This window comes from Paenibacillus sp. FSL R7-0333, assembly GCF_038000365.1.
Lineage (GTDB): Bacteria > Bacillota > Bacilli > Paenibacillales > Paenibacillaceae > Paenibacillus_AQ > Paenibacillus_AQ silagei.
Map to the genome: position 1 here is coordinate 4899592 of NZ_JBBOBZ010000001.1, position 11420 is coordinate 4911011.

At 53.4% G+C, this 11420-nt stretch carries 8 protein-coding genes; 7 read left to right on the forward strand and 1 reads right to left on the reverse strand.

Going from position 1 to position 11420, the window contains the following annotated elements:
- The first annotated feature begins 75 nt into the window (after nt 1-75).
- The 5 genes from MKY86_RS20865 to MKY86_RS20885 all read left to right on the forward strand — a co-directional run bounded on the left by MKY86_RS20865 (nt 76) and on the right by MKY86_RS20885 (nt 7239).
- Complete coding sequence (locus MKY86_RS20865) at nt 76-1866, forward strand: histidine kinase (protein ID WP_083685423.1); 1791 nt, start codon at nt 76-78, stop codon at nt 1864-1866.
- Entirely contained in the window at nt 1859-3451 is a 1593-nt protein-coding gene (locus tag MKY86_RS20870; protein WP_076081233.1) for a response regulator transcription factor, read from the forward strand. Before MKY86_RS20865 ends, MKY86_RS20870 begins: the two co-directional genes overlap by 8 nt.
- Before the next feature lie 87 nt (nt 3452-3538).
- Entirely contained in the window at nt 3539-4495 is a 957-nt protein-coding gene (locus MKY86_RS20875; protein WP_076081235.1) for an ABC transporter permease, read from the forward strand.
- 12 nt (nt 4496-4507) lie between these two features.
- Nucleotides 4508-5407, forward strand: coding sequence for a carbohydrate ABC transporter permease (locus tag MKY86_RS20880; protein WP_076081237.1), 900 nt, complete (start codon nt 4508-4510; stop codon nt 5405-5407).
- A gap of 77 nt (nt 5408-5484) precedes the next feature.
- On the forward strand, nt 5485-7239 hold the full coding sequence (locus MKY86_RS20885) for an ABC transporter substrate-binding protein (protein WP_076081239.1): 1755 nt from the start codon (nt 5485-5487) through the stop codon (nt 7237-7239).
- A 461-nt stretch (nt 7240-7700) separates the two neighbouring features.
- On the opposite strand, the gene MKY86_RS20890 is transcribed toward MKY86_RS20885, so the two are convergent.
- Complete coding sequence (locus tag MKY86_RS20890) at nt 7701-8906, reverse strand: helix-turn-helix domain-containing protein (RefSeq protein WP_076081241.1); 1206 nt, start codon at nt 8904-8906, stop codon at nt 7701-7703.
- Nucleotides 8907-9081: 175 nt separating this feature from the next.
- Here MKY86_RS20890 and MKY86_RS20895 point away from each other — a divergent pair, with 175 nt between their 5' ends.
- Together MKY86_RS20895 and MKY86_RS20900 are read left to right on the forward strand one after the other, a co-directional pair.
- Entirely contained in the window at nt 9082-10428 is a 1347-nt protein-coding gene (locus tag MKY86_RS20895; RefSeq protein ID WP_076081243.1) for an MFS transporter, read from the forward strand.
- An 83-nt stretch (nt 10429-10511) separates the two neighbouring features.
- On the forward strand, nt 10512-11300 hold the full coding sequence (locus tag MKY86_RS20900; RefSeq protein ID WP_076081244.1) for a nucleotidyltransferase domain-containing protein: 789 nt from the start codon (nt 10512-10514) through the stop codon (nt 11298-11300).
- The last annotated feature ends 120 nt before the right edge of the window (nt 11301-11420 follow it).

The following is an 11420-nucleotide window of genomic DNA, read 5'->3' on the forward strand; positions in this document are numbered from 1 at the left end:
ATATTGGCTGCCTGTTTCGCGCTATACTCTATTGTAAGCGTTATTACAAATGTGCCTACGGAGGTGATTTCATTCGTGTATACCCGTATCATCACCTTCATGAACAACCTGAGGCTCAGGACCAAGCTCTTTCTCTCTTTCGGCAGCGTCGTCCTGATTCCGGTACTCATTGTGGGGGTGTTCCTGACCAGTGAGCTGCGGAATATGGCGATGAACAATGCACTGAAGCAGATTACGGCGAATGTCGACCGTGTGAAAAAACGGACCAGCGAGATGCTGAACGTTCCGGTGGATATCGTCTACCGCCTGTCCAATGACAGCCGGCTGGAGGAGGCCGCGAATCACCGTTACGAATCGGTCTATGATGTGGTGCAGGCCTATTGGGATTACCCCGACTTCCGGGATTTCGTCCGCCTGTACAAGGAAGTCTCCAGCATCCGGCTATATATCGACAATCCGACGGTGCTTAACAACTGGGAATTCCTCCAGGCCGATGAAGCGGTTACCCGGGAGCCGTGGTACCAGCTCGCCCTGGCCCAGAAGGGACTGGCGTTCTGGAGTTACATTCCTGACAGCCGGAACGGCCAGTATTATCTCAGCCTGATCCGCAAGGTCGACTTCCTCAAGCAGCGCACAACCGGTGTGCTGGTCGTGAATGTCAATTCGGATCAGCTCAGCAGCATCCTGAAGCAGGAGAGCTTCGAGACCTTTATCGTCGATGAGAACGATAATATTGTCGCCTCCAACCGTGCAGGCACCCTCGGCAAGTCGCTGCACGAAATCAACCTGAAGCCGCTGTCCACCCTTGCCGGGCATGGGCCTGCAGATATCACGATTGACGGGCAGTCCTTCAAAATGCTGATCGACGACTGGCATCCCCAGGGCAGCCTGAACAGTCTGCGGATTATCTCTATTTTCTCCGTTGAGAGCATTGTAAATGAACCTAACCGGATTATTTCCCTGGCTTCTTCCGTCATTATCTCCTCCCTATTTCTTGCAATTATCCTAATCTACTACTTCTCACGCCTGCTAACCGGACGAATGCTCCATCTCAGCAAGCATATCTCCAAGGTCGCTTCCGGGAATCTGGAAGCCCGGCTCGTGATCGACGGCAAAGATGAGATCGGCCAGCTGGCCCGGCAGTTCAACCACATGGTCCGCAATATCAATGACCTGATGAGCGAGGTGCAGGAGTCCAACCAGCAGAAGAATGCCATCCTGCTGAAGCAGAATGAGATCAAATTCAAAATGATGGCCAGCCAGATCAATCCCCATTTCCTGTTTAATGCCCTGGAGTCGATCCGGATGAAGGCCCACACCCGGGGCCAGACCGATATTGCGCAGGTAGTCCGGCTGCTGGGCAAGATGATGCGCAAGAACTTAGAGGTCGGCGGAGGCAGAATCACCCTGCAAAGTGAGCTGGAGACCGTGAACTGCTACCTGGTCATCCAGAAATTCCGCTACAATGACCGGCTGGCCTACGAGCTGTATGTAGATCCGGCAGCGAATACGCTAAGGATTCCGCCGCTTATTATTCAGCCGCTGGTGGAGAATTGTGTCATTCACGGCCTGGAGGACCGGATGGACGGCGGAATGGTCCGGGTAGATATTCGGGTGGAGGAGGCCATACTTAAGGTTCAGGTCTCCGATAACGGAACCGGAATCTCGCCGGCCCGGCTTGCAGAGCTGCGGCAGATGCTGGACAACAACGATGACTATGAGACCCACAGTATCGGAATGCGTAACATCCATCTGCGGCTGAAGCTGACCTATGGCCCGGAATGCGGCTTGATTCTGGCCAGCCAGAGCGGATACGGAACACAAATCAGCTTCGCCATCCCTTTAAGGAGTGATTCCTATGTATAGTGTGTTAATTGTTGATGATGAATTGTCTATCCGCGAAGGACTTGTCACTCTGCTGGACTGGGAGAGCCTCGGCTACCGGGTGGTAGATACAGCGGCCAATGCGATTGAAGCCAGGCATAAGGCTAAGCTGTATTCCCCGGATCTGATGATTGTGGATATCCGTATGCCCGGGAAGGATGGACTGGAGCTGATCGGTGAGCTGCGGGAGGATCATGAGGAGCTGCATATTCTCATTCTGAGCGGCTATGCCGACTTCAGCTATGCCAAGCGCGCGCTATCTTACAATATCGATAACTATCTGCTTAAGCCGGTCGATGAGGAGGAATTGCAGCTGTATCTTACCGGACTGTCCACCGTGCTGAACGCACGGCTGGCACACCGCAAGAATCATGAAGCCGTTAAGGTCTGGAGCCGGGAGATGCTGGTTCAATCCCTGCTGATGGAGAGCAATCTGCATCCCGCCCCGGCACTGATGGAGTCGGCGCTGGAAGCGGGGCTGCTATGGGATTCCTACCAGATCGTGCTGATCCGGCTGCTGCTCCAGGATCATGCGGACAACGGACCCTCTAGTTGCGTCAAGTCCCGGCTGACGTCAAGCTTCGAGGACAACCGCTGGGGCATCGTTTTCGCGCTCGATTCTTATCTCGGGGTGCTGCTGCAGCCCTCTTACCAGAAGGAGCTGGTAAGCAAACGGATGGCCCTGCAGATCCGTGAGGCTGCTGCCGCAGAAGGACTGGAGTGCATTATCACTGCCGGGGATATGGTGGACAGTCTGACGGAGCTGCCGGTCTCGCATCAGTCGGCGCTGGCGCGGATGAAGGATCATTTCTTCTATGATGAGCCGGGGATGATCGGACCGGATTCGCTCAAGCTGAAGCAGGGGCTGCCTGCGAACCCCCAGGATACGGAGAGCAGGCTCGCTCCCGTGATGGACCGGCTGTATTTCGCCCTGGATACCGGCAATCTCAGCGTAATCTCTGCCCTGATCCAGGAAGCAGGGGACCTTATGGCTGCTGCGGGCTTATCCGAGATGGCGGTGAAATCCTACTATGTCCGGGCCGTCACTACTATGTCCGGCAAGCTCTCCGTTCATTATAAGGAGCTTAGCGCTGCGCAGAGCCGGATGGAGGAGCAGATTCAGCAGATCTACAGGCATACCTCCCTCCCCCAGCTCCAGCGCTATATCTCAGGTCTGCTTGAGGAATATGCTGGCGGGATTATACGCGACGATATGGATGTCCTGATGAAGCGGATGGTCGATCTGATCCACCGGCACTATGACGAGAATCTGAAGCTGGAGACGCTGGCCGATGTGTTCACCTATAGCAGTGCCTATCTGGGTAAGCTGTTCAAGAACACCATGGGCTGCTCCTTCAACACTTATCTGGATACGATCCGCATGGAGAAGGCCAAGGAGCTGCTGGACCAGGGCTGCAAAATCCATCAGGCAGCCAGCAGCGTCGGCTTCAGCGATGTCGATTATTTCCGTGAGAAGTTCAAAAAAATCACAGGCACCTCCCCCTCCGCTTACCGGAGAAAGGAGCCGGAGAATGTTTTTTCAGAAAGCGCTTACGAAAAAGACTGATTTCCCCCTGTTTTTACACTTAAATCTTCGGGTGTTTCCCGTCCTGGCGGCAGATTATGATAAAGCTATATCGAAGGAGGGACATAAATGAAAGCGATTACCACCGCGATGAAGCCGGAGCCGAAGAAATCCTCCTCCAGCTTCTGGGGGAAATTCCGGCAGCAGAAATACCTCTATATGATGGCTGTTCCTTTTGTCCTCTGGGCCTTTGTCTTCAGCTATCTTCCGTTATGGGGGTGGATGATGGCCTTCCAGAAGTATAAGCCGGGCAAATCCTTTTTCGAGCAAAAATGGGTCGGCCTCCAGTACTTCCGGGAGCTGTTCCAGGATGAGCAATTCTTCAACGCCCTGCGCAATACGCTGGCCATGAGTATCATGGGACTGCTGGCAGGCTTTATCATTCCGATTATCTTCGCTATTCTGCTGAATGAGGTCCGGCTGCAGGTGCTGAAGCGCTTCGTTCAGACGGTGTCGTATCTGCCGCACTTTGTGTCCTGGGTGGTTGCCGCCGGGATCATTACCAAGATGCTCTCCACGGACAACGGCGCAGTCAATGACCTGCTGATGGGTCTTCATATCATCAGTGAGCCGATCCAGTTCATGGCGAAGGGCAATCTGTTCTGGGGCATTGTCACTGCCTCGGATGTCTGGAAGGAGACGGGCTGGAACACCATTATCTATCTCGCCGCCATCTCGGGCATCGGGCCGGAGCTGTACGAAGCAGCCAGGGTGGACGGAGCCAGCCGGCTCCAGCAGGTGCGTCATATTACTTTTCCGGGCATCCGGGGTACCATCGTGATCCTGCTGATTATGTCCATCGGCCATCTGATCAGCATCGGGTTCGAGAAGCAGTTCCTGCTCGGCAACAATCTGGTGCGTGACTACTCGCAGACCCTCGACCTGTATGCCCTGAATTATGGGCTGGGGATGGGACGATTCTCCTTCGGGACGGCGATTAATATTTTCAATTCCGTGGTGAGTGTAATTCTGCTCTTTACGGCCAACGGCATCTTCAAAAAAATAACCAAGGAAAGCATCATATAGGAGGCCCTGCTCATGATTAAAAAACTGGCTGCGGCATCCTGGTCGGACCGCATCTTCGATTTGGTTGTCTATCTCGCGATTACGGTGGTTACCGTTGCTACGCTGTACCCTTTTCTGAATGTACTGGCGATCTCCTTCAATGACTCGACGGACAGCATCAAAGGCGGGATTACGATCTATCCCCGGGTGTTCACCTTCAAGAATTATGAGACGATCTTCGCCTTCTCCGGCCTGATTACCGGCTTCAAAATCTCGGTACTGCGCACGGTTATCGGGACTCTGCTCGGACTGGTCAGTGCCTCCATGCTGGCCTTCACCTTAAGCCGGGTGGACTTCCAGGCCCGCAAGTTCGTCTCTACCTTCCTGGCGCTGACGATGTATGTATCGGGAGGCCTGATCCCCTTTTACATTCTGATTAAAGACTTGCACATGATGGGCACCTTCGGCGTGTATGTCCTGCCCGGTCTGGTGAGCGCCTTCAATGTGTTCGTGATCCGCTCCTTCATCGACGGTCTGCCTTACGCTCTTCAGGAATCTGCCAAGCTGGACGGAGCCAATGACTTCACCATCTACTGGCGTGTTATTCTGCCTCTGACCAAGCCAGCCTTGGCAACCATCGCCCTGTTCCTGGCCGTCGGCCAGTGGAATGCGTGGATTGACACCTATCTGTATAATGGCTCGAAGGACTCGCTGACCACGCTGCAATTCGAGCTGATGAAGGTCATTCAGAGCACCACGACCAACGCGGATAATTTCCGCGGACGCAATATGACAGAGGTCATGGCCCAGATCTCCCCGGAATCGGTCAAAATGGCAATCACTATTGTCGTCACCGTTCCCATTCTGATTGTCTATCCGTTCCTGCAGCGCTATTTCGTCAAAGGCATGACGCTGGGTTCGGTCAAAAGCTAATCGGCTTAAGCGGTATCTTCAGGCTAACGCCTGTGAATACAATATGTTTCTACCAGACAAAGGGAGGGTTTCTATTCATGACAAGAAAGACGGCGAAACCGGTTGTAGCGCTGATGGTGCTGACCTTGCTGCTCAGTGTGCTGGCAGGCTGCGGCGGGGGCAATAATAACGGCAACAAGAATACGGCTGAGAATACCGGGGCCAAGGCTACGAACAGCGGCAATGCCACGGCAACAGCTGAGGCTACGGCGGCAGCTGAGGACCTAAGTCCCCTGACACTATCCTTCTTCGCGGAAGACCCTAATCCGAACTGGAACAATATGAAGGATGAGGTCAGCACCGTCATTACGCAAAAGACCGGCGTCACCCTCGATGCCGAATTCGCTGTCGGTGATCCGCAGCAGAAGATCGCCCTCATTGCAGCGGGCGGGGATTATCCCGACATTATCTCGGCTAAAGGCGACATTGGTAAGCTGGTGGATGCCGGCGCGGTCCTTGATCTGACTGATCTGATCGATAAGCATGCCCCTAACATTAAGCGCGTACTCGGCGATAATCTGGCCCGCGCCAAGTACACGAATGAAGACCAGTCGATCTACGCTATCCCAACTTGGGCAGCAGTGGATGAGAAGAAATTCGTAGCGGGCGGCGGCTTCGAGCTGCAACACCGGGTATTGAAGGAAGCCGGGTATCCGGAAATTAAGACAGTCAAAGATTATGAGAACGTTATTAAGGCGTACCTGGATAAGCATCCAACCGATGAGAACGGCAACAAAAACATCGGCGTCTCCCTCAACGCGGATGACTGGCATATGTACATTTCCGTCACCAACCCTGCGGTAGCTACGACCGGCGGCTCCGATGACGGTGAATATTACATCGATCAGGAGACTCATGAAGCGATCTACCATTTCCGCCGTCCAGAAGAGAAGGAGTATTTCCGCTGGTTGAACCATATGAACGACATCGGCCTGCTTGATAAGGAGAGCTTCGTGCAGAAATACGACCAGTACAAAGCCAAAGTGGCGACTGGACGCGTGCTTGGCCTGATTGACCAGGACTGGGATTACAACGACGCACAGCAGGCGCTCAAAGCCGCCGGCAAATTCGATCAGACTTACGGACATTATCCGGTCACTCTGACGGATGAATACAAGGAAACCAGCTTCTGGCCTACCGGCTTCATGGGCGGCTACGGCATCTCTATCTCCACCACTAACCCCGATCCGGTGCGGACGATCAAGTTCCTGGATTACCTGGCCTCCGATGAAGGTCAGATTCTGAACAACTGGGGTGTTGAAGGCAAGCACTATAAAGTGGAGAACGGCAAACGCGTAGTTCCTGCCGAGGTTCAAGACCGCATTAATAACGACAATACCGCCTTCACGAAGGAAACGGGCATTGGCTTCTACTGGAACATGATGGTTCACTATGGTGACGGTGCCAAGGATTCTACGGGCAACTACTACACCAAGAACTTCCCTGAGCAGCTCGTGCTGGGCTATAGCGATGTTGAGAAAGAGACGCTGGCAGCCTACAAAGCTACGACCTGGAAGGATCTGTTCCCGAAAGAGGAAGAATTCAAGGAGAAAGCCTACGGCGCAGCCTGGAACATTTCCATTCCCGGTGAGGACGAAGTCTCCATTCTGGGCAATAAAATGAAAGATATTACCTGGAAGCGCATCCCGCAGGCCATTCTGGCCAAACCGGCGGAATTCGATAAAATCTGGGATGATTACATGGCCGATCTGGAAAAAGCCGGCGTTAAGAAAATGGAAGCTGGCTATACCAAGTATGTGCAGGATCGCGTGGAGTTGTGGACTAGCAAATAAGATTCCATAAACCTTGATCGAAAAATCTTAGTAATAGAGTAGTCGCCACTGCGGAGCTTTTGGACTTCCGGCCGCTGTTGTCTCCAGATTTCCTGATTTAGACCGCTGGTTGCGGTAGAAATCCGGAGACAAAGGCGGACGCTAACGCTCCTACAGTTCCAAAATCTCCTCCGCCGCTCCCTTCTATTTACTAAAGTTTGTAGTTCAACCTATATTTCATTGCAGAAGGGCACCCGTGCGGAATAGCACGGGTGTTGTTTGCTGCGCTGGAACGATCGCAACTGCATTTTGTACAACAGAATGCTGGAAGAAGGGCTTCGAAATACAATCTATTGTATTCCGTACAATTGAATGTTGAAAAAAGGCCAGTTTTCACCCAAAACTCAACATTCCACTGTATGAAATACAATAGAATCTCATTTTACGGTAAGCTATGCCTTTTCTATTGCAGGAAATACAATCTAGCTATGCAGCTCGTGATAAGTTTTGTTAATCATATCGGTGTATATGGAAGGTGAGTAATCCCTGACCTGATCATAAGCGATTTGGGACAACCGCAGTGCTTCCTCCTTCATGCCCCGGCGCATACAGATCTGTGCGCGGTAAGCATAAGCTGTCAGCAGGTTGGCGCGGTCAAGCGGGTGGTAGACCTGATCTCCCGGCTCGGCTTTGGACAGGCTGATCAGCGCTTCATCGTCCTGGCCGAGATGATACCTTGCGATGCCAGACATGAGCTGGGCGCTGGATGCGTAATGTTCATCCTCCTGCGGATACTGCTCCGCCAGCGCAAGAACCTTGCTGTACTCTCCCTTAGCTACCGCAAGTCTGATCTCTCCGATCACCACCAGCTTCAGTGAATTCTCAGATTCGGTGAATTCTGCGAATGCTCTGGCCTTTTTCATGGCCTGCTCTGCCGCCAAGGTCTCTCCTTCGGTCAGCGCCAGAATCCCGAGCACACGATACAGATGATCTGTCATATAGTAGATTCCCTCTTCCCGCGAAACCTGAAGCGCTGCCTGTGCAGCTTCACGGCTTCCCGCATAATCCCCCAGGGCAGACAGACTAATACTCTCAGCATAATGAAGATCGATTTCAAAGATAAAATCATTCCCCACCTTATTATCCTCGTACTCCTTGCGGACCCGGCGGATCAGCTCCAGCCCTTCCGCGTACCTGCTCTGTGCGAAATTCAGGGCATAGGAAATATACTGCACCTTCGCCCGTTCCACGAATAAGCCGAAGCGTTCATAGATCAGCGCTGCCCGTTCCAGCTCCGCTTCCCCGCCTCCGGCTCCCGTATAGAAAAGGGAACTTACATAGAACTCCAGCAGACGCGCAGCATCAATCGTCATCGGAAGCGTACGCTCCGTGAGCGGCTGGAGCCGCTGGATGACCTCCCTGTAATTCTTCGCCTTGAACTCAGCCTCCATCTCCCGGACAAGCGGAGCGAGCTCCGCCTCCTCCTCGCCTTCCAGGAAGTAGCCCGGATCAACTCCTAGCCTGCCGGCCAGAACCTGCAAGCTGTTCATCGAGGGCAAGGCGCGTCCATTCTCGATTTGACTCAGCATGCTCTTGGTCATATGGTCTCCGGCAAGGTCCGTCTGCGTAAGCCCCTTAGCCTTGCGCAATTGCTTGACTTTCTCTCCGATAGTTTGTTTGGTGGTCATCTGCTTGCCAACTTTCCTGGTAGCTTTTCTTTTCAGTATAGCTTACCTATACCCTAAGAGAAAGCTGGAAATACGCTAAAGTTAAATTATATTAAACTTTTTATTGCATTCTTGAATTTTTACTCATACAATAAGTTTAATTAAAATTAACTTTTTGATCAAAGGGAGTGCTTTTATGTCTCAAATAACATCTGCAACCCATGATAAGGCAGCGACTAACCGTAACATATTTCTCTTCTTCAGCAGCAAGCTGGTCTCTGTTCTCGGCTCCAGTATGTACACCTTCGTAGCCGGTCTGTATATCCTGCACGAGACTGGTTCAGGGAGCAGCTTCGCCGTTACACTGCTGTGCGGGCTGCTGCCCGGTATCCTGCTGTCCCCCTTCGCCGGTGTGCTCGCCGACAGAGTTAACCGCCACAGGCTGCTGATCGGCTCGGACCTGGCCAGTGCCCTGATTATGTCCCTGGCCTTTCTATTCGTCTCGCTGGAGGGAATGTCCCTATGGACTATCTATCTGTCGCTCATTCTATTATCTATCTGCTCTACCTTCTATAGTATCTCAGTCTCCTCCTCGATGATGATGCTTGTAGACAGCGGCTCCGTCCAGCGGGCCGGATCACTGAATCAGATTGCCGGATCGGCTGGCCACCTGCTGGCTCCGATTCTCGCCGGTCTTCTGTATGCCTTCCTTCCCCTTCAGGATTTCATGCTGCTGAACGCGGCAGGCTTCACCGTTTCGACCGTGATGGGCTGCATGCTGAGATACAAGCCGATTCCACGGCTTCATGCTGCCCTTGAACCTGCCGAAACCGCAGATCCCCAGCCGCTCCACGAACGTCTGGGCACTGCTGTTAACGGGGTTCGCACGAATCTGAAGGAAGGCTTCGCTTATGTGATCCTCCGTCCGGTCCTCCGCTCACTGATGGGGATTGTGTTCTGGATTAATTTCTTCGTCGTCGCCCTGAATGTTGTGCTGCCCTACGTTGCAGTACAGACACTCGGACTCTCCTCGAAGCAATATGGAGTCCTCGAAGCGATGCTGGCGGCAGGCGTACTGCTGATGTCGCTGCTGCTTGCTATACTTCCCCAGAGCAAGAGTCCGGTGAAGCCGATCCTCGGAGGCTTAAGCGCAATGGGAGTGTTATTCCTCGCACTGGCGGTTCCGCTGCTGCTGCATTTCACCCCGAAGGCCACCTTCCTTCTCTTCCTGCCGCTGCTGGTCCTTATCGGCGTCGTGATTATGGTCATTAATATTCCGATTCAGGTCTATCTGCAGCAGACTACCGAGGAAGAGTACCGTGGACGCGTATTCGGGCTGGTGGAGGGCATCGCCGGTTCCATCGCTCCGCTCGGAATGCTGCTCTATGGAGTCCTCCTCGACCGGATTCCTGGCTCGTTCATTCTGCTCGTCTCCGGTGCAGCTATTCTGGCGGTCACGCTGGCCGGACAGAGAGGCCTTGTCCGCAGCAGTGTCGCTGCTCAACAGGCCGCTCAGGGGAAGACAGAGCAGGCGGGGGTCTGAATGTCTGAATTGACCATAGCTGGCAAGCTGTCCAATTGATACGCTTAACGCAGCAGAATCTAATCAAGGAGGCGGAACGTTATATGTACGCGCACCACAGGCAGACGCTGGAGAAGCTGGCGGAGAAGCTGGAGCAAGACCCCGCTTGTCTGGCGGCAATCACCAGCGGATCTGTAGCCAAGGGAACCGCCAGCGAGACCTCGGATGTGGATGTTCATCTGGTCTTCACCGATGAAGCATATGCGGAATATGAGCGGAACGGCAGGCTCTCCTACGTGGACCGGGAAGTCAGCACCTATGAAGGCGGATATGCCGATATCAAGGTGATCAACCTCCGGTTTCTGGATCTTGCCGCCCGACGCGGCAATGAGCCGACGAGGTATGCTTTTACCGGTGCAGAGGTACTATTCTCCAGAATCCCGGAGCTAAATGAGCTGGTGGCCCGGATTCCCGTCTATCCCGAGGAGAACCGCGAGCGTAATTTGCGGGAATTCTGCGCCCAGATCTACCTGTACGGGCTGTATTTCGCCAAGGAAGCGGGCAAAAAAAATGACGCCTACCTGCTCGCTCATACGGCGGTCCAACTGGTGTTTTTTAGCGGACGGATGATTCTGGCGTATAACCGGCTGCTTTTTCCAAGCCCTAAAGGGCTGCTGGATGCTGTCGATGCTGCGGAAGCCAAGCCGAAGAATTTCCGTACACTGGCAACAGAGCTGCTGCAATCGCCCAGTGCACATAAGAGTGTGCGCTTCGCCGCGAAGATGCTGACTTTCTATAATCATGGCTTGTCCTTCGAGCAGGCACTCGGGATCTATGTGCTGAACAACGAGCGTGCCTGGATGGAGCAGCCTCCTTCCTTACAGGACCGCTAGTGTAGACAGACATTCATATTCGGCATACTTACTGGAACCTCCAGCGGAATAGTGGAACAGCAAAAAGCGTCCCCCACAAAGGGAGTCGCTGTTTGCTGTTGCTGGAAGCAGCTGCTGTCA